The organism is Amycolatopsis kentuckyensis, from assembly GCF_041679295.1.
Taxonomy (GTDB): domain Bacteria; phylum Actinomycetota; class Actinomycetes; order Mycobacteriales; family Pseudonocardiaceae; genus Amycolatopsis; species Amycolatopsis kentuckyensis_A.
In genome coordinates this window covers 686,774-710,277 of sequence record NZ_JBGDMD010000005.1, presented here as the reverse complement: position 1 = coordinate 710,277, position 23,504 = coordinate 686,774, and the positions used below count along the sequence as shown (strand labels likewise).

24 protein-coding genes are annotated in these 23,504 nt (G+C 71.5%); 6 read left to right on the top strand and 18 right to left on the bottom strand.

Translation table 11 applies throughout. The features are described 5' to 3' along the window. Positions 1 to 36: 36 nt before the first annotated feature. From ACERZO_RS24110 to ACERZO_RS24100, 3 genes are all read right to left on the bottom strand, one after another. The gene (locus ACERZO_RS24110; RefSeq protein WP_372666980.1) at positions 37 to 1,653 is read right to left on the bottom strand and encodes a penicillin-binding transpeptidase domain-containing protein; all 1,617 of its coding nucleotides are present in this window, start codon (positions 1,651 to 1,653) and stop codon (positions 37 to 39) included. Positions 1,654 to 1,739: 86 nt separating this feature from the next. Then, positions 1,740 to 4,919 carry an isoleucine--tRNA ligase gene (ileS, locus tag ACERZO_RS24105; protein ID WP_372666979.1) on the bottom strand — a complete coding sequence of 1,060 codons (3,180 nt, stop codon included), beginning with the start codon at positions 4,917 to 4,919 and terminating at the stop codon, positions 1,740 to 1,742. Positions 4,920 to 5,151: 232 nt separating this feature from the next. Continuing rightward, on the bottom strand, positions 5,152 to 6,441 hold the full coding sequence (locus ACERZO_RS24100; protein ID WP_372666978.1) for an MFS transporter: 1,290 nt from the start codon (positions 6,439 to 6,441) through the stop codon (positions 5,152 to 5,154). A 64-nt stretch (positions 6,442 to 6,505) separates the two neighbouring features. Between ACERZO_RS24100 and ACERZO_RS24095 the strand changes: the two genes are divergently transcribed. Continuing rightward, positions 6,506 to 7,252, top strand: coding sequence for an ArsR/SmtB family transcription factor (locus ACERZO_RS24095; RefSeq protein ID WP_372666977.1), 747 nt, complete (start codon positions 6,506 to 6,508; stop codon positions 7,250 to 7,252). On the opposite strand, the gene ACERZO_RS24090 is transcribed toward ACERZO_RS24095, so the two are convergent. From ACERZO_RS24090 to ACERZO_RS24040, 11 genes are all read right to left on the bottom strand, one after another. Then, on the bottom strand, positions 7,249 to 7,857 hold the full coding sequence (locus tag ACERZO_RS24090; protein WP_372666976.1) for a hypothetical protein: 609 nt from the start codon (positions 7,855 to 7,857) through the stop codon (positions 7,249 to 7,251). The two genes, ACERZO_RS24095 and ACERZO_RS24090, sit on opposite strands and share 4 nt — an antisense overlap. A gap of 122 nt (positions 7,858 to 7,979) precedes the next feature. Next, a complete protein-coding gene (gene wag31 / locus ACERZO_RS24085) occupies positions 7,980 to 8,834 on the bottom strand; it encodes a DivIVA-like cell division protein Wag31 (protein ID WP_372666975.1) in 855 nt (284 codons plus the stop codon). A 52-nt stretch (positions 8,835 to 8,886) separates the two neighbouring features. Continuing rightward, positions 8,887 to 9,162 carry a YggT family protein gene (locus tag ACERZO_RS24080; RefSeq protein WP_072477845.1) on the bottom strand — a complete coding sequence of 92 codons (276 nt, stop codon included), beginning with the start codon at positions 9,160 to 9,162 and terminating at the stop codon, positions 8,887 to 8,889. A gap of 115 nt (positions 9,163 to 9,277) precedes the next feature. Beyond that, positions 9,278 to 9,874, bottom strand: a complete 597-nt coding sequence (locus tag ACERZO_RS24075) for a cell division protein SepF (RefSeq protein WP_372666974.1) — start codon at positions 9,872 to 9,874, stop codon at positions 9,278 to 9,280. 96 nt (positions 9,875 to 9,970) lie between these two features. After that, a complete protein-coding gene (locus tag ACERZO_RS24070) occupies positions 9,971 to 10,702 on the bottom strand; it encodes a YggS family pyridoxal phosphate-dependent enzyme (protein ID WP_372666973.1) in 732 nt (243 codons plus the stop codon). Beyond that, positions 10,699 to 11,403: a peptidoglycan editing factor PgeF gene (gene pgeF, locus ACERZO_RS24065; protein WP_372666972.1), complete on the bottom strand. Its 705-nt coding sequence runs from the start codon at positions 11,401 to 11,403 to the stop codon at positions 10,699 to 10,701. The genes ACERZO_RS24070 and pgeF overlap by 4 nt, the downstream gene beginning before the upstream one ends. Before the next feature lie 74 nt (positions 11,404 to 11,477). After that, positions 11,478 to 12,779 carry a cell division protein FtsZ gene (gene ftsZ, locus ACERZO_RS24060; RefSeq protein WP_372666971.1) on the bottom strand — a complete coding sequence of 434 codons (1,302 nt, stop codon included), beginning with the start codon at positions 12,777 to 12,779 and terminating at the stop codon, positions 11,478 to 11,480. A 245-nt stretch (positions 12,780 to 13,024) separates the two neighbouring features. Beyond that, complete coding sequence (locus ACERZO_RS24055) at positions 13,025 to 13,795, bottom strand: anti-sigma factor (protein ID WP_444843228.1); 771 nt, start codon at positions 13,793 to 13,795, stop codon at positions 13,025 to 13,027. Further along, entirely contained in the window at positions 13,792 to 14,397 is a 606-nt protein-coding gene (sigK, locus tag ACERZO_RS24050; protein ID WP_372666970.1) for an ECF RNA polymerase sigma factor SigK, read from the bottom strand. Before sigK ends, ACERZO_RS24055 begins: the two co-directional genes overlap by 4 nt. Then, positions 14,390 to 15,124: a DUF1365 domain-containing protein gene (locus ACERZO_RS24045; RefSeq protein WP_372666969.1), complete on the bottom strand. Its 735-nt coding sequence runs from the start codon at positions 15,122 to 15,124 to the stop codon at positions 14,390 to 14,392. Before ACERZO_RS24045 ends, sigK begins: the two co-directional genes overlap by 8 nt. After that, positions 15,118 to 16,386, bottom strand: a complete 1,269-nt coding sequence (locus ACERZO_RS24040; RefSeq protein ID WP_372666968.1) for an NAD(P)/FAD-dependent oxidoreductase — start codon at positions 16,384 to 16,386, stop codon at positions 15,118 to 15,120. The genes ACERZO_RS24045 and ACERZO_RS24040 overlap by 7 nt, the downstream gene beginning before the upstream one ends. A gap of 82 nt (positions 16,387 to 16,468) precedes the next feature. On the opposite strand from ACERZO_RS24040, the gene ACERZO_RS24035 reads away from it, so the two are divergent. Both ACERZO_RS24035 and ACERZO_RS24030 read left to right on the top strand, forming a co-directional pair. After that, positions 16,469 to 17,734 (top strand): class I SAM-dependent methyltransferase, encoded by a 1,266-nt coding sequence (locus tag ACERZO_RS24035; RefSeq protein ID WP_372666967.1) that lies wholly within the window; start codon positions 16,469 to 16,471, stop codon positions 17,732 to 17,734. Beyond that, positions 17,734 to 18,495 carry a DUF1295 domain-containing protein gene (locus ACERZO_RS24030; protein WP_372666966.1) on the top strand — a complete coding sequence of 254 codons (762 nt, stop codon included), beginning with the start codon at positions 17,734 to 17,736 and terminating at the stop codon, positions 18,493 to 18,495. The genes ACERZO_RS24035 and ACERZO_RS24030 overlap by 1 nt, the downstream gene beginning before the upstream one ends. Here ACERZO_RS24030 and ACERZO_RS24025 read toward each other — a convergent pair. Next, positions 18,482 to 18,985 carry a DinB family protein gene (locus tag ACERZO_RS24025; RefSeq protein ID WP_372666965.1) on the bottom strand — a complete coding sequence of 168 codons (504 nt, stop codon included), beginning with the start codon at positions 18,983 to 18,985 and terminating at the stop codon, positions 18,482 to 18,484. The two genes, ACERZO_RS24030 and ACERZO_RS24025, sit on opposite strands and share 14 nt — an antisense overlap. 77 nt (positions 18,986 to 19,062) lie before the next feature. On the opposite strand from ACERZO_RS24025, the gene ACERZO_RS24020 reads away from it, so the two are divergent. Then, on the top strand, positions 19,063 to 19,521 hold the full coding sequence (locus ACERZO_RS24020) for a MarR family winged helix-turn-helix transcriptional regulator (protein WP_372666964.1): 459 nt from the start codon (positions 19,063 to 19,065) through the stop codon (positions 19,519 to 19,521). Continuing rightward, positions 19,508 to 19,942 carry an OsmC family peroxiredoxin gene (locus ACERZO_RS24015; RefSeq protein ID WP_247024743.1) on the top strand — a complete coding sequence of 145 codons (435 nt, stop codon included), beginning with the start codon at positions 19,508 to 19,510 and terminating at the stop codon, positions 19,940 to 19,942. The genes ACERZO_RS24020 and ACERZO_RS24015 overlap by 14 nt, the downstream gene beginning before the upstream one ends. A 52-nt stretch (positions 19,943 to 19,994) precedes the next feature. Here the strand turns inward: ACERZO_RS24015 and ACERZO_RS24010 are convergent, their stop codons facing one another. Continuing rightward, positions 19,995 to 20,525, bottom strand: coding sequence for a CGNR zinc finger domain-containing protein (locus ACERZO_RS24010; protein WP_372666963.1), 531 nt, complete (start codon positions 20,523 to 20,525; stop codon positions 19,995 to 19,997). A gap of 74 nt (positions 20,526 to 20,599) precedes the next feature. Between ACERZO_RS24010 and ACERZO_RS24005 the strand changes: the two genes are divergently transcribed. Further along, the gene (locus ACERZO_RS24005) at positions 20,600 to 21,769 is read left to right on the top strand and encodes an MFS transporter (RefSeq protein ID WP_372666962.1); all 1,170 of its coding nucleotides are present in this window, start codon (positions 20,600 to 20,602) and stop codon (positions 21,767 to 21,769) included. On the opposite strand, the gene ACERZO_RS24000 is transcribed toward ACERZO_RS24005, so the two are convergent. Together ACERZO_RS24000 and ACERZO_RS23995 are read right to left on the bottom strand one after the other, a co-directional pair. After that, positions 21,766 to 22,590, bottom strand: a complete 825-nt coding sequence (locus tag ACERZO_RS24000; protein ID WP_372666961.1) for an NAD(P)H-binding protein — start codon at positions 22,588 to 22,590, stop codon at positions 21,766 to 21,768. The genes ACERZO_RS24005 and ACERZO_RS24000 overlap by 4 nt on opposite strands. A gap of 79 nt (positions 22,591 to 22,669) precedes the next feature. After that, positions 22,670 to 23,503 carry a cell division protein FtsQ/DivIB gene (locus ACERZO_RS23995; protein WP_372666960.1) on the bottom strand — a complete coding sequence of 278 codons (834 nt, stop codon included), beginning with the start codon at positions 23,501 to 23,503 and terminating at the stop codon, positions 22,670 to 22,672. Position 23,504 lies beyond the last annotated feature (1 nt).

The following is a 23,504-nucleotide window of genomic DNA, read 5'->3' as shown; positions in this document are numbered from 1 at the left end:
CGCTACGACCCGCGCTCTTCAGCCGCGGCCGAAGCGTCAGATCCCCTTCAGGAACTTCGCCGCCACGGTGACCGCCGGGCCCGAGTCGTTGGACTCCTCCAGGAGCACCGCGAACGCCACGTTTCCGCGGTACCCGACGAACCAGCCCGTGGCGTCCGAACCGTCGCCGAACTGGGCGGTGCCGGTCTTGCCGTAGACCTCGCCCGCGACCCCGGCGCCGCGGCCGGTCCCGCTGGTCACGACGGCCCGCATCATCTTCCGCACCTGGGCGAGCACCGCCGCGGGCGGCGGCGAATAGCCCTTGACGACGTTCGTGTCCAGGTCGTGCCACAGCCGCGGCGTGATGGCCTTGCCGGACGCGACCGTGGCCGCCATCAGCGCTCCCCCGAGGCAGCTCGCCTGGATCCGGCCCTGGCCGAACCCGTCCTCGACCTGCTCGTCCTTGCTCGCCGCCGGCTCGACCTTGCCCAGCTCGGTGTCGATCCCCGGGATCTCGTAGTCGGCGTTGAGGCCCAGCTCGTTCGCGGCCTTCACCAGCCCGTCGGCCGGGAGGTCCAGCGCCAGCTGCCCGAACGTCGTGTTGCACGACCGCGCGAACGCCGTCTGCAGGTTCGTCGCGCCCAGCTCGAAGCCCTCGTTCTTGACCGTCCGCGTCCCGATCGTCGCGACGCCGGGGCAGTCGACCGGCGACTGCGCGTTCAGGCCGCTCTGCTGGACCGCCGCAACCGAGGTCGCGATCTTGAACGACGAACCGGGTTCGTACAGGCCGTGCAGCGCCTTCGGGTCCTTCCCGGCGGCCGAGTTCTGCGCGACGGCCAGGATGTCGCCCGAGCCGGTGTCGAGCGCGACCATCATGGCCGAGCCCTTGAAGCTGTCGACCGCGGCCTGCGCGGAGTTCTGCGCGGTCAGGCTCAGGCTCGACGTCAGCGCCTTCGCCTCGCCGTCGGCCTTCCCGAACAGCGTCTCCACGCTCTTCCCGCTCGTGTCGACGCGCTGGACGGCGAAGCCGCTCCCGCTCGCCGCCGTGACCTGCCCGCCGAGCGCCGACCGCAGCAGCGGCGCCGGGTCGCCGTCGACGACGCGCAGGCCGCCGGCCCCGTTGATCAGCAGCGGCTTGCCGTCCCGGTCGGCGACCGCCGTCGTGTCCTGCACCGCCGTGCTGACCACCAGCCGCTGTCCCGCTTCGAGCTTGGGGTGCAGCAGCGACGGCGCCCAGTGCACGAGCCACTTCCCGTCGGCCTGGGTCAGCTCGAACGGCACGTCGTAGGTCCAGTTCCCCGGCTTCAGCGCCCAGGACATGCTGAACGTCCCGCTGGTCCGCTTGGCCCCGGCCGGGGTCGGCTGCAGGACGGTCAGCTTGGCCACGACCGACCTCGGGTTCAGCGTGTTGCGCGCGTCCCGCAGCGCCACCCCGGCCGCGGGTGCGGCATCGGTCAGCTTGGCCGCCGCGTCCGGGTTGTTCTCGGCCACGTCCTGCAGGTACTCGGTGATCGCCGTGCGCGGGTCGGCCGCGCCCGGGCTCTCGACGCTCGTCGCCCCGGCCTCCGCCTCGGGCGTCGAACCGCCGTTCAGCAGGAAGAACGCCGCCACCACCGCCACGACGACGAGCAGGGCGCCGCCGATCAGGATGCCGCGTCTTCTGGCAGGACTCATTTCGCGATCCCCTCCCCCAAGGAAGCCGCCCACGAAGCGTCGGGGTGGCCGGTCAAGCGATCACCTTACCGGCCACCTCCGACAGTTCAGGCCTTTTCGACCGCGACCGTGACCTTCGTGCCGTCGCCGACCGTGCCGGCGGAACCGTCGGACACCGCGCCGTAGGTCACCGACGTGGCGAGGGTCTCCGACGCCAGGAACTCCTCGTGCGTCCGGGCCGCCTCCACGACGCCGGCCGGCGCGTCCACGGTGAGCGCGATCCGGTCGGCGACGTCCAGCCCGGCGTCGCGGCGCGCCTGCTGCACGACCCGGATCAGGTCGCGGACCAGGCCTTCGGCCGCCAGTTCCGGCGTCACCTCGGTGTCGATGAGGACCAGGCCGGACCCGCCGGGCAGCTCGGCCGCCGCGCCGCCGCCCTTGGCGACCAGCCGCCGGTCGAACTCGCCTTCGCGCAGCGTGAAGCCGGCCGCGACGACGGCGCCGCCCTGGAACGACCAGTCGCCCGCCTTGACGGCCTTGATCACGGTCTGGACGTCCTTGCCCAGCCGCGGGCCGGCGGCGCGGGCGTTGACCGCGACCTCGAACCCGCCGTGCGCGGCGACGTCGGTGGTCAGCTCGACCGCCTTGACGTTCACCTCGTCGCGCAGGATGTCGGCGAAGGCACCCATCGTCTCGGCGTCGTCGGCCGCGACCACCAGCGAGGACAGCGGCAGCCGCACGCGCAGCTTGTTCGCCTTCCGCAGCGACAGCGCCGACGACGCCACCTGCCGCACCCGGTCCATCGCGGTGACCAGCGCCGCGTCCGCGGGCAGGTCGTTCGCGTTCGGCCAGTCGCTGAGGTGCACCGAGCGGCCGCCGGTGAGGCCGCGCCAGACGACCTCGGTGGTGAGCGGCAGCAGCGGCGCCGTCACCCGCGAAGTCACCTCCAGCACGGTGTGCAGCGTGTCGATGGCGTCCTGGTCGCCGGCCCAGAAGCGGTCCCGCGAGCGGCGGACGTACCAGTTCGTGAGGACCTCGAGGAAGTCCCGCACGGTCTGGCACGCGCCGGCGACGTCGTAGTGGTCCATCGCGTACTCGACGTCGGTGACGAGCTCGTGCGTCTTCGCCAGGACGTACCGGTCGAGCACGTTCGGCGAATCCGTGCGCCACTTGCCTTCCACGCCTTCGGCGTTGGCGTACAGCGCGAGGAAGTAGTACGAGTTCCACAGCGGCAGCACGGCCTGGCGGACGGCGTCGCGGATGCCCTTGTCGGTGACGACGAGGTTGCCGCCGCGCAGGATCGGGCTCGCCATCAGGTACCAGCGCATGGCGTCGGAGCCGTCGCGCTCGAAGACCTCGTTGACGTCCGGGTAGTTGCGCAGCGACTTCGACATCTTCGCGCCGTCGGAGCCCAGCACGATGCCGTGCGAGACGCAGGTGCGGAACGCGGGCCGGTCGAACAGCGCCGTCGCGAGCACGTGCAGCAGGTAGAACCAGCCGCGGGTCTGCCCGATGTACTCGACGATGAAGTCGCTCGGGTAGTGGTGCTCGAACCAGTCGGCGTTCTCGAACGGGTAGTGCACCTGGGCGTAGGGCATCGAGCCGGAGTCGAACCAGACGTCGAGGACGTCCGGCACGCGGCGCATGGTCGACTGACCCGTCGGGTCGTCCGGGTTCGGCCGGGTCAGCTCGTCGATGTAGGGCCGGTGCAGGTTGTCCAGCCGCACGCCGAAGTCCGCCTCCAGCTCGTCGAGCGAGCCGTAGACGTCGGTGCGCGGGTACTCGGGGTCGTCGGACTGCCACACCGGGATCGGCGTGCCGAAGTACCGGTTGCGGGAGATCGACCAGTCGATGGCGTTCTCCAGCCACTTGCCGAACTGGCCGTCCTTGACGTTCTCCGGGTACCAGGTGATCTGCTGGTTGAGCTCGACCATCCGGTCCTTGAACTGCGTCACCGCGACGAACCACGACGAGACCGCGCGGTAGATCAGCGGGTTCCGGCAGCGCCAGCAGTGCGGGTAGGAGTGGTCGTAGGTCTCGTGGCGCAGCAGCAAAGCGCCCTGCCGGCCCGCCGATCCCGTGCCGTTCTTGAGGTCCCGCACGATGTTCGGGTTGGCGTCGAAGACCTGCTGGCCCTCGTAGTCCGGCACGGTCGCGTCGAACTTGCCGTGCGCGTCGACCGGCGTGACCGGCGGGATGCCGGCGGCGTCGGTGACGACCTTGTCGTCGGCACCGTAGGCGGGTGCGATGTGGACGATCCCGGTGCCGTCGTCGGTCGTGACGTAGTCCGCCGCCAGCACCTGGTGGGCGTTCTCGGTGCCGGTGAAGTACGGGAACGGCGGGGCGTACCGGGTGCCGAGCAGCTGCGAACCGGTGTAGCGCGCGACGACCGCCGGCTCTTCGCCGAGTTCACGCGCGTACGCGGCAACGCGCGCTTCGGCGAGCAGGAACCGCTTGCCGGGCAAGCTTTCGCTCTCGACTACGACGTAGTCCACCTCGGGGTGCACGGCGGTCGCGAGGTTCGACGGCAGCGTCCACGGGGTCGTCGTCCAGATCAGGAGGTACGTTCCGTCAAGTTCGACACCGTCGTTGTCGTTGCCCTCCAACCGGAAACCGACCGTGACGGCCGGGTCCTGGCGGTTGCGGTAGACGTCGGCGTCCATGCCCAGCTCGTGGTTGGACAGCGGCGTCGCGTCGCGCCAGCAGTACGGCAGGACGCGGTAGCCCTCGTAGACGAGTCCCTTGTCCCACAGGCGTTTGAACGCCCACAGCACCGACTCCATGTAGGTGACGTCGAGGGTCTTGTAGTCGTTGTCGAAGTCGACCCAGCGCGCCTGGCGCGTGACGTAGTCGCGCCACTCGTCGGTGTAGCGGAGGACGGACTCCTGCGAAGCCGCGTTGAACTTCGCGATGCCCATCTCTTCGATCTCGGACGTCTCGGTGATGCCGAGCTGGCGCATCGCTTCGAGCTCGGCGGGCAGGCCGTGGGTGTCCCAGCCGAAGCGGCGTTCGACCTTGCGGCCCTTCATGGTCTGGTAGCGCGGCACCAGGTCCTTGACGTACCCGGTGAGCAGGTGGCCGTAGTGCGGGAGGCCGTTGGCGAAGGGCGGGCCGTCGTAGAAGACGTACTCGTTGTCGCCGTGTTCGCCGGCCGGGCGGGCGTCGATGGTCGCCTGGAACGTCCGGTCCGTCTCCCAGTAGGCGAGGACCTGCTTCTCCAGCGCGGGGAAGGACGGCTGCGACGGAACGCCTGTCGCGCCGTCGTCCAGTTGGGCCTGGGGGTACATCCCGGTGCTCCTCGGTTCGTCGCTCTCGTACGGACGACCGGTTCCCGGTCACCCACACGGGGACGAAACGCCTGGCGGCGCACCGCGGTACCACCCCGCTTGCCTGCTCTCACAGGCCGCTTCGTTGACGGCTGTCACGGGCCGCACCCGTCCGGTTCTACTGAGAGCGTGGCGCTCGGTTCTTCCGGAGGCTCCCCGGTGATGGCCGGATCGACGCCTTGCTGGTACCAGGTTAACCGGCCCGCGCAACCGGGTTGTCACGAGGGGCACGTACCCAGGCCAGCGTCACGCCGATCGCGGCCAGCCACAGCACCGCGGCGATCAGGCCGGCCCGGTGCGGCCCACCCGCGCCCAGCACGGCCACCCCGAACGCACCACCGGCTTGGCGGGCCGTGTTGTTGATGCCACTGGCGACGCCCGCACGCCCGGCCGGGATCCCGGTGAGCGCGGCGGTCACGACCGCCGTCGTCAGCAGGCCCATCCCGACGCCGAGGTCGAGCAGGGTCGGCAGCAGGGCCGGGTACCCGCTGTTTTCGTTGAGCCGCAGGAGGTTCAGCATTCCGAGCGCGCCCAGGGCCAAGCCGGTCACCATGAGCGGGCGGGGTCCGAAACGGCCGGTGAGCCGGCCCGCGACGGGGGCCAGGAGCGCGAGCGGGCCGAACAGCGGCAGGACTTCGAGGCCGGCTTGCAGCGGGCTCGCGTGCCGCACACCCTGCAGGTACAGCGTGAGCACGAGGATCGTGCCGATGCCGACGAAGTTCATCGCCGCCGCGACGAAGTTCGCCGCCGCCGTTCGCCGGGCGACGTCCAGTGGCAGCATCGGGTGCGCCGACTGGTGTTCGACGACCAGGAACGCCGCCAGCAGGACGACCGCGAACACCCCGGCGAGCACACTTTCGTCGATGACCGCGTAGACCCCGGCGCCGAGCGCGGGCGCGGCCGTCGCGATGCCGGCGAAGTCGATCCGGCCCGGCCCGCGGTCGCCGCGCGGCAGGAGCCGGCGGGTCGCGACGGCGGCCGCCAGCACGATCGGGACGTTGAGCCAGAACACCGGCCGCCAGCCCGCCGCGGCGACGATCGCCCCGCCGAGGACCGGGCCCGCCGCCAGGGCCAGCGCCGACACCCCGGCCCAGATGCCGAGGGCTCGCGCGCGCTCGGCGCGTCCGGGGTGGGCGTTCGTGATCACGGCCAGCGTGCCCGGCAGCAGCAGCGCGGCACCCAGGCCCTGACCGGCTCGCGCGGCGACGAGCCACGGTGCCGACCCGGCGAGCCCGCACGCGGCCGATGCCGCGCCGAACAGCGCGAAGCCCGCGACGACCACCCGGCGGTGCCCGAAGACGTCACCGAGGGCGCCGCCGGTGAGCAGCAGGGCGGCCAGGACGACCGCGTAGCCGTCGACCACCCACTGCAGCGCGGCGAGGCCGCCGTCCAGGTCCGCGCCGATACTGGGCAGGGCGACGTTGACGACCGTGACGTCCAGCTGCACCAGGAACATCCCGGCGCACATGGTGAACAGGAGCATGTCCCCAGTGGACCGCGCGGACGCTTCCGTCGCGGTGGAAGTGTGCCGGGGGCATCCTGGAGTCATGGAAGGCGACGCCGACATCGCCCGCACCGCGGCGCTGTTCGCGGACCCGGCGCGGGTCCGCGTGCTGCTCGCGCTGGCCGACGGCCGGGCGCTGGCGGCGTCCGTGCTGGCGGCCGAGGCGCGGCTGTCCGCGCAAGGCGTCAGCGCGCACCTGGCCAAGCTGCGGGACGCGGGACTGGTCGTCGCGGAGAAGTCGGGGCGGCACCGGTTCTACCGGCTGGCCGGGCCGGGCACCGCGGAGCTGCTGGAGACGCTGGCCCGGTTCTCGCCGGCGCAACCGGTGTCTTCGCTGCGCGAAGGGACGCGAGCGGAGGCGTTGCGGACGGCCCGGACGTGCTATGACCACCTGGCGGGCCGGCTCGGGGTGGCGGTGACGTCGGCGTTGCTCGAGCGGGGCGCGCTGTCCGGCGCTCCGGACACGCGACGGCGGCCGGGTGACCGGATTTCGGCTCCGCTGCGCGAACACCCGTACACGCTGGGTCCGGCCGCGCGGGCGGTGTTCGGCGAACTGGGCGTCGACCTGGACGCGGTCGCGGCGGGACGGCGTCCGCTGCTGAAGTTCTGCCTGGACTGGAGCGAGCAGCGCCACCACCTGGCGGGCGCGCTGGGCGCGGCGGTCGCGACGCGGTTCGTGGCCGCGGGCTGGGTGCGCCGGCGCGGGCAGGCCCACCGCGCGTTGCGGCTGACGCCGGAAGGGGTGCGGGCCCTGGAGACCCACCTCGGCCTGGCCGGTCTCGCCGCCTAGCGGTGCGCGGCCACCAACGTCGCGTCGGGGCTGCAGCGGTCGCACGGGGTGAAGCCGAGCTGGCGGGCTTCGCCGACGCCGATCGGGATCGTGTCGCGGCTGCCCAGCCAGATGCAGGTTCTCAGGTGGTAGCGCGGGTGTTCGTCGACCACGACGACCTCGTCCTCGAGGTCGGCCAGCACGGCGAGGTCGGCCGCCGGTGTCTCTTCTTCGCCCGGCTCGCCTTCGGCGCCGGTCTCGCCATCGGCTTCGGCCGGCTTCTCGACGGCCGCGGCCGGTTCCGGCTCGGGCGTGTCGGCGGGGCCGCCCAGGTCACCGGCCGCCGGGATGAGGACGGTCTGCTCTTCCTCGGCCGGCTTCTCGACGGCCGGGGCCGGTTCGGGTTCGTCGGCGGGCGCCTGCTCGGCCTCTACCTCGGGCTCGGCAGCAGCCTGAGCCGGAGCCGCGGACCGGCGACGGCGGCGCAGCCAGTCGGCGACGAGGATCAGCCCCGCCAGCACCGAGAGGCCGATGGAAACCCACGCCCACAGCGAAGACGCGGTGATGAGCGCGGTGACGAGCAACCCCAGAGCCGCCAGTACCAGTACCAGCACGATGTAAAGCACGCTGAATTACAGCACGAACAGGGCAAGATCGTCCGCCGACCCGCCCACGTGCGGTACCGGATCGACTCCGAACCGTGGCCCGCCCCGCCGACCGGGTCGGCGGGGCGGGCACGGGACGAAACTCAGCCGGCTTCGGCCCGCGGGCCGAACGAGTAGCCCTGGCCGCCGCTGGACGAACCGGACGACTGGCCGGAGCCCGAGGAGGCCGACGCCGGGGCCGCGGAGCCGCGGTCGTCGAGCTCGCGCAGCTGGGACTCGAGGAACCCGCGCAACCGCGTGCGGTACTCCCGCTCGATCGTGCGCAGCTCTTCGATCTTCTTGCCCAGCCCGCCCTTCTCGGCGTTGAGGCTGTTCATCGTCTCGGTGTACTTCCGCTGCGACTCGCGCTCCAGCGTCGTCGCCTTGTCGCGCGCCTGGCGCTCCAGCGTCTCGGCCCGGGTCCGCGCGTCGTTCAGCATCGTGTCGACGCGCGTGCGCGCCTCGTTCACCATCGAGTCGGACTTCGCCCGGGCGTCCGAGAGCAGCTGCTCGGACTTGGTGCGGGCCTCGGCCAGCATCCCGTCGGACTCGGTCTTCGCCTCGGCGGTCAGCCGGTCGGCCATCTCCTGGGCCAGGCCAAGGACCTTGGCGGCCTGCACGTTCGGCTCGGCGCTGTCGCCGACCATCGAGTGCGCCTGGGTCTGCTCCATGGCGGACTGCGGCGGCGGCACCGGCGCGAGGCGCCGGGACGGCTCTTCGCGCATCGGGGGCGCGCCGACGTTCGCCTTGGCGTTCTCGAGCTCGGAACGAGTCGATTCGAGCTCGGCGTCGAGCTGCTCCATCTGCTGGCGCAGCTCGTTGTTGTCCTCGATCAAGCGGGCCAGCTCGGTCTCCACCAGGTCGAGGAACGCGTCCACCTCGTCCTCGTTGTAGCCCCTCTTGCCGATGGGCGGCTTGCTGAACGCGACGTTATGCACGTCAGCGGGGGTCAACGACATCAGATCACCTCACGCACTCCATGGCCTGCAGGGTCCACCCAAGTCTCCCCGATCAACTTGGAGTCGCCAGTTGCATCGCGAAGAACACAACCAACAGCAGCACCATAATCGACAAGTCCAGTCCGACGCCGCCGATTCGAACCATCGGAATGATTCGTCTGAACAGACGAACCGGCGGGTCCGTCACTGTGTAGATGGTCTCGAGCGTCACCGCAACCCCCCCGGCCGGATGCCACTCACGCGCGAAGGTCCGGACGAGTTCGATCACGATCCGCGCCGTCAGCAGCAGCCAGAAGGCGAACAGCACGTACCAGACGACCAGCCACACAGCTTCCACGTACCTACTCTAACCGGGCGTCCTCGCAGAAGACGCAGTTGAGGGGGTCGACGCGGCATCGGGTCGACAAAATCACGTCTGCTTGCGCTCAGCGGTAAGCGCGACTTCAGCCGCGCAAGAATAATCCGCCCTCGGCAATCCGCCGACGGTCCTCCGCCGTCACGTCCACATCGGGCGGTGAGAGAAGGAACACCTTGTTGGTGACCTTGTCCATCGACCCGCGGAGCGCGAACGCCAGCCCGGCGGCGAAGTCGACGAGCCGCTTGGCGTCCGCGTTCTCCATCTCGGTGAGGTTGATGATCACCGGGATGCCCTCGCGGTAGTGCTCGCCGATCGCCCGCGCCTCGACGTAGCTCGTCGGGTGCAGCGTCGTGATCCGGCTGAGCGGATCACGCAGCGGCGGCCGGACGGGCTCGGTGACCGGGCGCAGGCGCGCCACGGGTTCCGGCTGCCGGTCGACCGCGAGCGCGCCGTGGACGGTGGGCTCGGCAGTGGCAACGGAGCGTGACCGGCTGCGGCTGACGGGCTCGTCGTACGTGTCGTCGACGTCGCGGTACCGTGAGCGGGACGTCCGCGGCGCCGGCTCCTCGTAGGAGTCGTAGTCGTCGTCGTAACCGCGCCGGTAGTCGTCCCCGTCGTCGTAGCCGTCGTCGTCCGCGGGCACCATCCCGAAGTAGGCCTTCAGCTTCTGCAGCGCGCTCATGCCTCTCCCTAGCCCTAGCCGCTCCCGCACTGACTGTTTCCACGCCGTCAGTGCCCCGCACGGGCGACCACTAAACGTGACGACCGCGCGAGCTCCCTACGGCGAGGCTAAACCGCGTCCACCGAGCAACGCGGTTCCGACACGCACACAGGTCGAGCCGTGCGTGATCGCCTGCTCGAGATCATGGCTCATCCCGGCGGACACGTCTGCGGCATTCGGGTGATCTTTGCGGAGGCCCTCACCCGCGCGAGCGAGCCGTTCGAAGGCGGCCGCGGGGTCGGCGCCGAGGGGGGCGACGGCCATCAGGCCGCGAAGCCGCAGTTCACCCGTGTGAGTGACGCGCTCGGCGAGCGCGCCGAGCTCGTCCAGCGGGCAGCCGCCGCGTTCCGGGTCGTCGTCGAGGCTCGCCTGGATCAGCACGTCGAGGGGTTCGTCACGTATCTGGGCGTCCCGAGCCGCACGTACGGCCTTCGCGAGCGCGTCGGCGAGCCGGGCCGAATCGAGGGACTGCACTTCGTGTGCCCACCCGACCACGGACCGTGCCTTGTTGCGCTGCAGACGCCCGACCATGTGCCACCGCGGCGCAGCGTCCGGCCGCAGCTCGGCGACTTCGGCCGCCTTCGGGCCGGCCTCCTGGTCGCGGTTCTCGCCGAGGTCGGCCACCCCGAGGTCGGTCAGGAGCGCGGCGTCGGACGCGGGGAACGTCTTGGTGATCGCGATCAGCTTGACCTCGTCGCGAGCGCGGCCGGCGGCCCGGCAGGCGGCGGCGATCCGCTCCTCGACCTCGGCCAGGTTCGCGGCCAGCTCGGCCTTCCGGTCGGTGCTCATGCCTCGATCCAGGTGATGCCGGCGATCCGGCCGGTGGTGCCGTCGCGGCGGTAGCTGAAGAGCGTCTTGTCCTCGTTCGTGCACCGCGGGTCGACGCCGATCTTGCCGACGCCGAGGTCGGCCAGCTGCCGCCAGAGCCCGGCGCGCAGGTCGAGGCCGGGCGTGCCCTTGCGGGTCTTGCAGGCGCTGCCCGGGACGTGCTTCTCGACGTCGGCGGCCATGTCGGCCGGGACTTCGTAGCAGTCGCCGCAGATGGCCGGCCCCAGCAACGCCTCGATGCGGCCCACCTCGGCACCGGCCTCCTGCATGGCCTTGACCGCCGCCGGGATGACTCCGACACGCGCGCCGACGCGGCCGGCGTGCACCGCCGAGACCACCCCGGCCTCGGCGTCGGCCAGGAGGATCGGGACGCAGTCGGCGACCAGCACCACGAGCGCCACGCCCGGGGTCGCCGTCACCAGGGCGTCGGTCGCCTCGGCGGCCCGGGTCTCCGAGCCGTCCACAATGGTCGCCGTGCGGCCGTGGACCTGTTCCATCCAGGCGAGCTTGTCCTCGGCCAGGCCCAGCTCGGCCGCGAGCCGCTTGCGGTTGGCGTAGACGTTCCCCTCGTCGTCGCCGACGTGGTCCCCCAGGTTGAACGTGTCGTACGGCGGCCGTGACGCGCCGCCCGCCCTGGTCGTGACCACTCGCCGAACCCGCACGAATCCTCCCGAACGTGGATGAAGGCCACCGCCCACCGACTCTAGTCAGCGGGCGATGGCCTTCAGCGTGGTGGCTAGCGCCGCATGAACGGCGGGACGTCGACCTCGTCGTCGGACGGGTCGTCGTGCACCGGCATCGCGCGGCCCGGCAGGCTGCCCTGCGTGGCGTTGGAGCCGAGCGGCGAGTAGCCCCGCGAGCCGCCGCCCGGCTGCGGGAGCCCGCCCGACGGCGGGTTCCCGGTGGCCGAGGGCAGCGGCGAGTGCGACCGCGGCGGCGCGACCGGGTAGCCGGAGCTGCCGGCCGACGGCACCGGGGTGGCGCCCGACGGCGGGGTCGGCGGGTTCGAGACCTGCCCGGCCGAGGCGGACGCGGTGTTCGACGACGACCGCGAGCCGAAGGCCGGCGGGTCGAGCTTCTTGTGGGTCGGCGCGCCCGCGTCGAACCCGGCCGCGATCACCGTGACGCGGACCTCGTCGCCGAGGGAGTCGTCGATGATCGTGCCGAAGATGATGTTGGCGTCCGGGTGCGCGGACTCCTGCACCAGCGACGCGGCCTCGTTGATCTCGAACAGGCCCAGGTCGGAGCCGCCGGCGATGGACAGCAGCGCGCCGTGGGCGCCGTCCATCGACGCCTCCAGCAGCGGCGAGTTGATCGCCTTCTCCGCCGCCTGGATGGCCCGGCCCTCGCCGCGCGCCGAGCCGATGCCCATCAGCGCGGAGCCCGCGCCGGACATGACGCTCTTGACGTCGGCGAAGTCGAGGTTGATCAGGCCCGGGGTGGTGATCAGGTCGGTGATGCCCTGGACACCGGACAGCAGCACCTCGTCCGCGGAGCGGAACGCGTCCATCAGCGACACGCCGATGTCGCCGAGCTGCAGCAGCCGGTCGTTCGGGATCACGATCAGCGTGTCGCACTCGTTGCGCAGCTGCTGGATGCCGTCCTCGGCCTGCTTGCCGCGGCGCTTGCCCTCGAAGGTGAACGGGCGCGTCACGACGCCGATGGTCAGCGCGCCCAGCTTGCGGGCGATCTGCGCCACGACCGGGGCGCCACCGGTACCCGTGCCGCCGCCTTCACCGGCGGTCACGAACACCATGTCGGCGCCCTTGATGACCTCTTCGATCTCTTCGCGGTGGTCTTCGGCGGCCTTCTGGCCGACCTCGGGGGCGGCGCCCGCGCCGAGGCCGCGGGTCAGTTCACGGCCGATGTCGAGCTTGACGTCGGCGTCGGACATGAGCAGTGCCTGTGCGTCGGTGTTCACCGCGATGAACTCGACACCCTTGAGGCCGACCTCGATCATGCGGTTCACGGCGTTCACGCCGCCACCGCCGATGCCGACCACCTTGATCACCGCAAGGTAGTTGTGCGGGGGCGTCATCGAAGTCCGCCTTCCTGATCGTTGTGCCCGTACAGCCCGCCGGCCGAAGATCCGAACTCTCGACCTCAACCCCAGATCGAGAGTTATGTCAACCGCCGACGTTAGGCAGGACGGTAGGCACCAGGCAGGCTCTAATCCAGTAGGCACGCCGTGTGTCGCAAAGGTGTTTTGCCACAACACGTTCGAGCGCGCAAGAGCGAGGAGTCGCGAACACGGCCCCGGCCCGATCTGCTATGGCGGTCCGGTCAGGCCGGCGCGGGCATGCTCATGAGCACGTCGGTGGGCGCCCCGCTGGGTGATCCGCCGGCCTGTTCGACGCTCACCGCGAGGTGGTCGGCGTTGCCGATCCCCTGGGCCACGACCAGGCCGCCGTCGGCGGAAGGGGCGATCACCCCGGCCGAGCGCGGCGCGGAGGTCCCGGTGATCAGCCAGGCCTCGTAGACCTTCCCGCCCGGCTGCGCCGGCAGCCCGGCGTCCATCACCATCACGCGGTCCAGCGACTTCGACAGGATGACCGTCACCCCGCCGCCGCCGGGTGCCTCGCCGTGCGCGGTCTTCGCGTCCGGCGCGGCGAGCAGCGCCGCCACCGGCTCGTAGCGGTCGCGGGCCTGGTCGAGCCGGGTCTGCGCGGACTGCAGCTCCTGCTGCTGGGTCAGCGCGATGCCGCCGAAGACGCCGCCCGCGGCGAGCCCGACGACGGCGGCCGCGGCCGCCACGACGACCGCCCAGCGCGGCGCCCGCGCCGAGCGGCGGGACCGCTCGTGCGCGCCGGGCCGCGTCCGCGGCGGCAGCTGGCGGGTGGCGTGCATGGCCGCCAGGACGCGCTCCTTGAACTCCGGCGGCGGGTCCTCGGCCATCGCCGCGCCGAGCCGGGCCGCGGTCGCGCGCAGCTCGGCGACCTCCTGCGCGCAGGAGTCGCACTGCTCGAGGTGGCGGGCGAATTCCGCGCGCTCGACGTCGTTGACCGCGTCGAGGGCGAAGGCGCCGGCCAGGGTGTGCATTTCGGGCGTGCTCAAGCGGTCACCCCCAGGCAGTCCCGCAGGCGGATCAGCCCGTCCCGCAGCCGCGTCTTGATGGTTCCCTGCGGCGTCGACAGCACTTCGGCCACCTCGCGATACGTATAGCCCTGGTAGTAGGCGAGCAGCACGGACTCGCGCTGCAGATCGGTCAGGAAGGACAGGCACCGGCGCACCTGGGAGCGTTCGAGCCGCGCGGTGACGGACTCGGCGACCTCGTCGAACGGGCGGCCGCGGGCGGCTTCGAAGGTCGCCTTCTGCTCGCGCTCGGTGCTGGCGCGCGCCGAGCGGACGCGGTCGACCGCGCGGCGGTGTGCCAGGGTCATCGCCCAGTTCAGCGCCGAGCCCTTGTCGGGGGCGTACCGCGTCGCGGTGCGCCACAGCTCGACGAGGACCTCTTGCGCGACCTCTTCGGACTGCGCCGCGTCGCGCACGATCCGCCGGACGAGCCCGAAGATCGGCCCGGCGAGCTGGTCGTAGAGCAGCTCGAAGGCGCGCTCGTCGCCCTTCGCGACGCGCACCATCAGCTCCTCCGCGGTCGGACCGGCCGGGGCCGCTTCGGGCACGGGCGCCAGGGAACGCTGGCGGGCCTGCTCATCCATGGAGCTGTCCTCCGGCGGTCTGCGGGGTGCGCGGCACGACCGCGGCCTTGCGCAGCCACAACGCGACGCCGTGGCGGCGGATCAGCGCGGACACCCGCTGCGGGAGCAGCGGCCGGGCCAGGACGAGCCGGGCCAGCCACCGCGGGTTCACCGGGCGGCGAACTCCCCGCAGCGTAGCGACCAACGGCGTCGAGGTCCCGCGGCGCAACGCGACGGTGAGGTCGAGCAACGCTTCCGGGCAGGGCAGGCGCATCCGGTACTCGCCGTCCATCTCCTGGAACGGCGAGACGTAGAACTCCTTGGCCGCGCGGGCGAGCCCGGCTTCGTCGGGGCGCAGCAGGTAGGCGTGCCGGCCGCCGTAGGTGTTGTGCACCTCGGCGACGACGCACTCGAGGCGGCCTTGCGCGTCGTGGCACCAGTAGACGCTGATCGGGTTGAACACGTACCCGAGCACGCGCGCGGCGGCGAGCATGACGACCTTGCCGCCGCGCAGGTCGACCCCGCGTTCGGCCAGCCACGAGTCCAGCTTTTCCCGGATCCCGCGCGGGTCGCCGGCCATGAAGTGGTCCCGGCGGTCGAACCGGGCGAACGGCCGCGACCACCAGGGCAGCCGCGGCGGCGCGTCGAGGTCGACCAGCCACAGGTACACGCGGTGCGCGAAGGCGTGCGGCGGGTCGATCCGCCGCACGTGCGCGACCGTGGCGTCGTAGAGCGCGTTCGTCACCACACGGCTCCCAGGCTTTCGGCGGCGCGGGCCCCCGAAGAGCAGCCGTCTTCGTGGAAGCCCCAGCCGTGGTAGGCACCGGCGTAGGCGAGCACGCCGTCGTTGAGCTCGGGCAGCCGTCGTTGCGCCGCAACGGATTCCGGCGTGTAGACGGGGTGTTCGTACTCCATCCGCGCGACGAGGTGCTCCTTTTCGGGACCGTCGCCGGGGTTGAGCGTGACGACGTACCCGGTCGGCTCGTCGAGGCGCATCAGGCGGTTCATGTCGTAGCTGACCTGGACCGCCCCGGTCGGCGCGCCGCAGACGGGCGCGCGGTAGTTCCAGCCCGCGCGCGCGTCGGCCAGCGAAGGCAGGACGCTCGTGTCGGTGTGCAGCCAGGCTTCGTTGGCCGAGTAGCGGAACGCGCCGAGCACCTCGCGCTCGGCGTCGGTCGGGTTGCCCAGCAGGGACAGGGCCTGGTCGGCGTGCGTGGCGACGACGACCCTGTCGACCCGGTGCGGCGTGTCGGCGTCGTCGCGGATCTCGACGCCGCCCGCGGTCCGCAGCACCGAGCGCACCGGCGTCGACAGGTGGACGGCGGTGAGCTGCTTGGCCGCGCGTTCGACGTATTCGCGGGACCCGCCGACGACGGTCCGCCAGGCCGGCGAGTTCTTGACGCTCAGCATGCCGTGGTTGCGCAGGAACTCGAACAGGTACCGCGCCGGGTAGCGGAGGGTGTCGCTGCGGTCGGCCGACCAGACCGTCGACACCAGCGGCAGCATGAAGTGGTCGACGAAGTAGCGGGTGTAGCCGCCGATGGCGAGGAACGCGCCGAGCGTGACGTCGCCGGCGTCCTTCTCCGCCAGCAGCCGCTTCGCGTGCCGGTGGAACCGCTTCACCTCGGTGAGCATCCGCAGGTAGCGGGGCCGGGCGAGGTTGCCGCGCTGGGCGAACAGGCCGGCCAGCCCCTTCGCGCCGGCGTACTGCAGGCCGCAGCCGTCGCACCGGATGCTCATCGACATCTCGGTGTCGCGCGTGCGCACCCCGAGCTCGCCGAACAGCCGCAGCAGCGTCGGGTAGGTGCGCTCGTTGTGGACGATGAAGCCGGAGTCCACGCCGATCGTGCCGCCGTGCGAGCTCGGCACGTCGTGCGTGTGCGCGTGCCCGCCGAGGCGGTCGTCCGCCTCGAAGAGCAGCACCTCGTACTTGCGTTGCAGCAGGTATGCCGCCGTCAGCCCGGCCACCCCGCTGCCGATGACGGCGATGCGTTCTCCCGTGATCTCCACACCGGTCCTTCGGGACCGCGGGCCGCCCGGATTGGCGCGCGCGGCGACCAATCCACGCCGCCGCGGAGAGCGAATCCCGGACATGCCGAACAGCACCGCGCACCGCCTCGCCTCGTTCGCCGAAAAGCTCCTCGGCGGGCAGCTCCCCGTCGGCCTGCGGACCTGGGACGGAACCCGCGCCGGCCCAGTGGACGCGCCCACGGTGGTGCTGCGCAACCGCCGTGCCCTCCGCCGTCTCCTCTACGCGCCCGGCGAGCTGGGGCTCGCCCGCGCCTACGTCACCGGCGACCTCGATGTCGAGGGGGACCTGACGGACGGCTTCCGCCGCATCTGGTCCCTCACCCGCACGGGGGAGCTGAAGCGGGCGAAACTCGGCCCGCGCGAATGGGCCGGAGCCGTCCGGCTCGCCGCCGCGCTCGGTGTCGTCGGGCCGCCGCCGAAGCCGCCCGCCGAGGAGGCCCGGCTGTCGGGCAAGCTGCACAGCCTGCGGCGGGACAAGTCCGCGATCGCGCACCACTACGACCTGGGCAACGCCTTCTACCAGCTGCTCATGGACGAGTCGATGGCCTACTCGAGTGCGTACTTCACCTCGGAGTCCCAGAGCCTCGAACAGGCCCAGCACGACAAGCTGGAGATGATCTGCCGCAAGCTGGGCCTGCGGCCGGGCATGCGGCTGCTGGACATCGGCTGCGGCTGGGGTTCGCTCCTGGTCCACGCGGCCAAGCACCACGGCGTGCACGCCGTCGGCATCACGCTGTCGGCCGAGCAGCTGCAGCACATCCGCGCCCGGCTCGCCCAGCACGACCTCGAGGACCGCGTCGAGGTGCGCCGCCAGGACTACCGCGAGCTGCCGGACGCGCCGTTCGACGCGGTCGCGTCCATCGAGATGGGCGAGCACGTCGGCGAGATCAACTACCCGACGTACGCCGCGACGCTGCACCGCATGGTGAAACCCGGCGGGCGCGTGCTGATCCAGCAGATGTCCCGCGGGAACGTCGCCCCCGGCGGCGGCGCGTTCATCGAGCGGTACATCGCCCCCGACATGACGATGCGGCCGGTGGGCCGCACCGTCGACCACCTGGAAGCAGCCGGCTTGGAGGTGCGGGACGTGCACGCGATGCGCGAGCACTACGTCTGGACGGTCCGCGCCTGGGCCGACACCCTGGAGGAGAACTGGGCCGACGTCGTCGCGCTGATCGGCGAGACCGGCGCGCGGGTCTGGCGGCTGTACCTGGTGGGCGGGGCACTGGCGTTCGAGGAGAACCGGATGGGCGTGGACCAGATCCTTTCCGTGCGGCCCGACGAGCACGGCCGGTCCGGGATGCCCGCGACGCGGGAGTGGTGCTGATGCCGCAGCTGCTCGTCACGGCCGCCGTCACGCTCGTGGCGGTGGTCGTGACCTTCGGGATCGCGCGGGCGCGCAAGCGCTACGACACGATCGACACGTTCTGGGGGCTCGGGTTCGCGATCGTCGCGGTGGCGGCGTTCCCGTTCGGCGACGGGCCGCTGTACCTGCGGCTCGTGGTGGTGCTCCTGACGGTCGTCTGGGGCGTGCGGCTGTCGGTGCACCTGCACCTGCGCAACCACAAGCTGCCGGAGGACCCGCGGTACGCGCGGATGGGCTACGGGCCGCTCAAGATGTTCGTGCGGATCTACCTGTTCCAGGCGGTGGTGCTGTACTTCGTTTCCCTTCCGGTGCAGTTCGCGGTCGACGGCACGGGGATCGGCGTCCTGGGCTGGATCGGGGTGGCGGTGTGGGCGGTCGGCTTCGCCTTCGAGACGGTCGGCGACGACCAGCTGCGCCGGTTCAAGGCCGACCCGGCTTCGAAGGGCAAGGTGCTCGACACGGGGCTGTGGCGCTACACGCGCCACCCGAACTACTTCGGCGACGCGTGCGTGTGGTGGGGCCTCTACCTGCTGGCGTGCTCGACGTGGCCGGGCGCGCTCACGATCCTCTCCCCCGTGGCAATGACGTTCACCCTGGCCCGCGGGACCGGAAAACCCATGCTGGAGAAGGGAATGGCGCGCACGCGCCCGGCGTACGCGCACTACGTCGAGCGCACGAGCGGGTTCTTCCCGTTGCCGCCGAAGAAGGTCACTCCCCGGTGAGGCCGTCGGTGAGCTCGCGCAGCACGTCGAGGTGACCGACGTGCCGCGCGGTCTCCTCGATCATGTGCGTGAGCACCCAGCGGACGTTGAAGGTCTCGTCCTTGTGGGTCACTTCGTCGGCGAAGTCGTGCTTCGCAACGATCTCGCGGCTGCGGGCGCATTGCCTCTCGTAGTCGGCGAGGAGGGTTTCGAGCTCGGTGTCCGGCGGGACCCGGAACTCCGCGTCCGGGTCCTGCTCGAGCTTCTCCTCCCAGGTGTCCTCCTCGCCGTCGACGACGACGCCGAACCAGAACCACTCGTCGAGCGTGAGGTGCGCGACCAGGCCGGCGACGGTCATCAGTTCGCTCGGCAGGTGCGCGGCGCGGGCTTGGTCTTCGGTGAGGCCGCCGGCTTTCCACGCGACGGTGGCGCGGTGGTAGTCGAGCAGGGCGGTCAGGACTTCGCGCTCGCCGCCGGTGAGCGGGACCTGCGGGCGGTCGGGTCTGGTCATGCCGGGGACTTTGCCAGAGGGGTCCGACAGTTCCGGATACCTTGCACACGATGTAATCGTGGGCTAGGTTTACGGACGTGCCGGATGAGTTCCTCTTGGACGAGCAAGCCTGCTTCGCGCTGTACGCGGCGTCGCGCGCGGTGACGGACACCTACCGTCCCCTGCTCGGCGAACTGGGGCTCACCTACCCGCAGTACCTCGTGCTGCTGGTGCTGTGGGAGTCCGACGCCCGGCCGGTCAAGGAGATCGGCGAGGCGCTGCACCTGGACTACGGCACGCTTTCCCCGCTGCTCAAGCGGCTCGAGGTCAACGGGCTCGTCACCCGGGCGCGGTTGCCCGAGGACGAACGCACGGTGGTGGTCAGCCTGACCGAGGAGGGCCGTTCGACGCGCACGCGCGCCGCGGGCGTCCCCTCGGCCATCGGCTGCGCGCTGGGCCTCGACGACGTCGTGCGGCGGGAACTGATAGCGACCCTGCGGCGGCTGACGGCGTCGGCCACCGCCTACACACATGGAGGCCCTGATGCCCAGCCGTGACGCGACCACCCACTGGGTCGGCGGACTGCAGAACGGGAAGGGCGAGGTCACGCTGGACTCGTCCAACGCCGGCACGTTCAGCGTGTCGTTCCCGACCCGCGCGGGCAACCCGGACGGCCAGACGAGCCCCGAGGAACTCATCGCGGCAGCGCACTCGTCGTGCCTGGCGATGAACCTGTCGGGCGTGCTGGAGGCCCAGAAGCTCACCGCGGACTCGATCGACGTGAGCGCGGAGGTGACCCTGGGCCCGGCCGCCGGGGGCGGCTTCGAGATCAGCGGCATCGCGATCACACTGCGGGCGTCCATCGAGGGCGTGACGGCGGAGCAGTTCGCGGAGTACGCGGAGACGGCGGAGAAGACGTGCCCGGTGTCGAAGGCACTGGCCGGCACGACGATCACACTGGACGCGGCGCTCAACTGAGGCTCGGCTTCGAACGCGGCCCCCTCGGATTCACCGAGGGGGCCGTTCCACGTCAGTGCACCCTGGCTCGATAAGTCGACTTCTTGGCCTGGTTGCCGCAGATCTCCATCGAACACCACCGCCGCGTCCCCGGTCTCGACGTGTCCAGGAACAACGCCCCGCACTGCGGACCCGCGCACCGGCGCACTCGCGCGAACTCCGGCGACGTCACCAACTCCAACGCGTCTCGAGCCAAGAGCGCCAGCATCGCCTCCGCGGGATCCGCCGCCTGCCAACGGACTTGACCCGCAGTCGTCAGTGAAGGCGCAGGCACCGGCAGCGCCGCGAAGCGGTTCACCCGGCGGCGCACCGCCTCTCGCACCTCGCCGGTCAGCAGCTCGTGAATCGCCTCTCGCAGCGCCTGCGCGTCACCGACCAAAGCCGGGCGGACCGGGGTCGTGAACGGGCCCAGCTGGTCGATCCACGCTCCCCACGCCTCGGTGTCCGGCAGCTCCTCCGACTCCGAAGGCGTGCCTCGATAGCGCAACGTCCGGACGAAGTCGAGGCACAGCCTGCCCGCGCCACTGCGGAATCGGTCCGTCATACGGGTCACAGTACGCCGGAACCGGTTTGACTGGTACCGTCGGGAACCGATCAAACCGGTTCCAGGGGGTAACGATGACCGAGACCGAGCAAAAGGCCCCGCCCGGGTGGCTCGTGCTGCTGCTGGCCGTCTCCTGTGGACTGACCGTCGCGAACCTCTACTACGCCCAGCCGCTGCTCGCGGAGCTTCGGCACACCTTCGGCGTCGGCGAGGCCGCCGCCGGTGGGGTCGTCACCGCCACCCAGCTCGGCTACGCCGCCGGGATGCTGCTGCTCGTCCCGCTCGGCGACCGCCTCGAAAACCGCGGGCTCGTCGCGACGCTGCTCGCGGTCGCGTGCGCCGGGCTCGTCGTCACCGGGGTCGCGCCCGGGTTCGCCGTGCTGCTGATCGCTTCGCTGGTCGTCGGGGCGGCGTCGGTCGTCGTGCAGATCCTCATCCCGTTCGCCGCCGACATCTCCCCCGACGCCATCCGCGGCCGGATCGTCGGGCGCGTCGTCAGCGGGCTGCTCTTCGGGATCCTGCTCTCGCGCGTCGTCGCCAGCCTGCTGGCCGAGGTGACCAGCTGGCGCGTCGTCTTCCTCATCTCGGCGGCCGCGATGGCCGCGCTCGCCGTCGTCCTGCGGTTCATCCTGCCGACGCGGGCGCCCAAAACGGACGTCCACTACGGACAGCTGTTGCGCTCGACCCTGGCCATGGCGAAGAAGCACCCCGCGCTGCGCCACCGCGCGCTGTACCAGTCGGCGATGTTCGGGGCGTTCAGCGCCTTCTGGACGACGATCGCGTTCGTGCTGACGGCGCCGCCGTTCAACTACACCCAGCTCGGCGTCGGGCTCTTCGCGCTGGCGGGCGCGGCCGGTGCCCTGGTGGCCCCGCTGGCCGGGCGCTGGTCCGACCACGGCCACGGCCGGCGGCTCACCGCGGGCGCGTTCGTGCTGTGCGCGGCGGCCTTCGCGCTCGCCGGCTTCGGCGCGCACAGCGTCGTCCTGCTGGCGATCGCGGCGATCGCGGTGGACATGGCGGTCCAGGCGACGCTGGTGACCGGCCAGCACGTGATCTACCAGCTGGACCCGTCGGCCCGCGCCCGCGTCAACAGCGTCTACCTGGGCACGTTCTTCATCGGCGGCGCGATCGGTTCCCAGGCGGGCTCGATCGCCTACCACCTCGGCGGCTGGACGGCGGTGGTCGTCTTCGCGGGCGCGCTCCCGCTGCTCGGGCTGGCCGGGATGACCCGCACTGAGGTCTAAGCGAACACCTCACGGTTCGCCTCGACCCACCGGGCGTACGTCGTCCCGGGGCGGCCCAGCAGCTCCTCGACCACACCGGTCGGCACCTGCGGATGGCGCAAAGTTTCTTCGAAGCCGTCGAGGAGCCAGTCGACGGCCTGCTCGGGGACGCCGTACCCGATCCACCGCGCGCGCTGTTCGTCGCGGGTCAGCTCGTGGAAGCGGATTTCCCTGCCCAGCACCGATTCCAAGGTGGCGACCTGCCCGCGCAGGCTGATCGCCTCCGGTCCACTGAGGACATACGTGGCCCCGACGTGCCCTTCCGAAAGCAGCACCCGGGCCGCGACCGCCGCGATGTCGCCGAGGTCGATCGGGGTCTGCGTCGCGTCTCCGTAGGCCATCGCCACCTCGCCCGCGCGGACCATGTCCGCCCAGTCGAGGGTGTTGTTCATGAAGACGCCGGGGCGCAGGAAGGTCCAGGCGAACCCCGCCTCGCGGACGGCCGCCTCGACCGCGCCGTACTCGTTGCCACTGGAGCCTTCGTGCCCGTCGCCGACGCTGCTCCCCGACAGCGCCACGACCCGTTTGATGCCCGCGTCGGTCGCCAGTTCGCAGAACCGTCCGACGGTCCGCGCCATCGGCGCCAGGTAGACGGCGGAGACGCCATCGAGAGGCAGCGTCGAGGGCCGCGCCAGCGACCCGACGACCACTTCGGCCTCCGGAGGCAGCTGAGCGCGCGAGGGGTCCACGGTCAGGGCTCGCACCGAGGCTCCCGCGGTGAGCAGCTCGTCGACCACCAGCCGCCCGACGCTGCCCGTCGCCCCCGTAACCAGAACTGTCATCGAGCACCCTCCTCATTCCCGTATGTCGTACGAGATCGTACGGCATACGGGAACCCGGGTGCACCCCAAAAGCACAACTTCAGGAAGTGATGGTCGGCAGCTCGGGCGCCGCGACGTCGTAGACCTTGCCCTCCTGGGTCAGCAGCGCCGCCAGGACCTTGGCCTTCCGGTCCGTCTGCTCCGCCGTCCCCCAGCGGACGATCTTCCCGCTCGACAACGTGAACTCCACGCTCGCCGGCGTCTTCGCCGTCGCCGTCGTCACCTGCTTCAGCAGCTGTTCCGGGATCACCCCGAGCACCGCCGTCACCGCGCGGGTCACCGGGTCGTCCGCCGACACCTTCGGCAGCTTCAGCTCCGGCAACCCCGACGGCCGCGCGGGCACCGTCTTGAACACCACGCCGCCGCCGTCGACCAGGTGGACTCCGTCGCCTCCGGGGCCGCTGTCGAAGAACGCGATCGCCGTTCGCTCGGTCACCGTGATCTCGACCGTGTTCGGCCAGGACCGCGACACCTCGACCGTCGCGATCCCCGGCATCGCCGCCACGCGGTCGCGGATCTCGTCCGTGCTCAGCCGCAGCATCGGCTTGTCCAGCGGGACCGCCGCCACCCCGCGGATCGCGTCGGCGGAAACAGTCCGGGAGCCGCTGACCGAGACCTCCTGCGCCCCCAGCATCGAGCTGAAGAACAGCAAGTACACCAAGGCGATCACGGTCAGCACCGACAGCAGCGCCACCCACCGGCGGCGGATCTCGACCCGCCGGTTGGGCCGGTTGCGCGGGGCCGAGCGCGCGACCCGGGTGCGGCGGCGCTCCTCCTCGGAGCGCCGCCCTCTCCGTTGGCGGGCCAGGGTGGCGCGATCCGGTGTCTCCTCCTCGTCGGAGGACGGACGGCGGCGTTCCCTGGTCGGACTCATC

Excerpts from the sequence above, each read along its gene's own strand:
- ACERZO_RS24110 (WP_372666980.1), bottom strand. The coding sequence starts at position 1,653 with ATGAGTCCTGCCAGAAGACGCGGCATCCTGATCGGCGGCGCCCTGCTC.
- ileS (WP_372666979.1), bottom strand. The coding sequence starts at position 4,919 with ATGTACCCCCAGGCCCAACTGGACGACGGCGCGACAGGCGTTCCGTCG.
- ACERZO_RS24100 (WP_372666978.1), bottom strand. The coding sequence starts at position 6,441 with ATGCTCCTGTTCACCATGTGCGCCGGGATGTTCCTGGTGCAGCTGGAC.
- ACERZO_RS24095 (WP_372666977.1), top strand. The coding sequence starts at position 6,506 with ATGGAAGGCGACGCCGACATCGCCCGCACCGCGGCGCTGTTCGCGGAC.
- wag31 (WP_372666975.1), bottom strand. The coding sequence starts at position 8,834 with ATGTCGTTGACCCCCGCTGACGTGCATAACGTCGCGTTCAGCAAGCCG.
- ACERZO_RS24075 (WP_372666974.1), bottom strand. The coding sequence starts at position 9,874 with ATGAGCGCGCTGCAGAAGCTGAAGGCCTACTTCGGGATGGTGCCCGCG.
- ACERZO_RS24070 (WP_372666973.1), bottom strand. The coding sequence starts at position 10,702 with ATGAGCACCGACCGGAAGGCCGAGCTGGCCGCGAACCTGGCCGAGGTC.
- ftsZ (WP_372666971.1), bottom strand. The coding sequence starts at position 12,779 with ATGACGCCCCCGCACAACTACCTTGCGGTGATCAAGGTGGTCGGCATC.
- sigK (WP_372666970.1), bottom strand. The coding sequence starts at position 14,397 with ATGGATGAGCAGGCCCGCCAGCGTTCCCTGGCGCCCGTGCCCGAAGCG.
- ACERZO_RS24035 (WP_372666967.1), top strand. The coding sequence starts at position 16,469 with ATGCCGAACAGCACCGCGCACCGCCTCGCCTCGTTCGCCGAAAAGCTC.
- ACERZO_RS24030 (WP_372666966.1), top strand. The coding sequence starts at position 17,734 with ATGCCGCAGCTGCTCGTCACGGCCGCCGTCACGCTCGTGGCGGTGGTC.
- ACERZO_RS24025 (WP_372666965.1), bottom strand. The coding sequence starts at position 18,985 with ATGACCAGACCCGACCGCCCGCAGGTCCCGCTCACCGGCGGCGAGCGC.
- ACERZO_RS24015 (WP_247024743.1), top strand. The coding sequence starts at position 19,508 with ATGCCCAGCCGTGACGCGACCACCCACTGGGTCGGCGGACTGCAGAAC.
- ACERZO_RS24010 (WP_372666963.1), bottom strand. The coding sequence starts at position 20,525 with ATGACGGACCGATTCCGCAGTGGCGCGGGCAGGCTGTGCCTCGACTTC.
- ACERZO_RS24005 (WP_372666962.1), top strand. The coding sequence starts at position 20,600 with ATGACCGAGACCGAGCAAAAGGCCCCGCCCGGGTGGCTCGTGCTGCTG.
- ACERZO_RS24000 (WP_372666961.1), bottom strand. The coding sequence starts at position 22,590 with ATGACAGTTCTGGTTACGGGGGCGACGGGCAGCGTCGGGCGGCTGGTG.
- ACERZO_RS23995 (WP_372666960.1), bottom strand. The coding sequence starts at position 23,503 with ATGAGTCCGACCAGGGAACGCCGCCGTCCGTCCTCCGACGAGGAGGAG.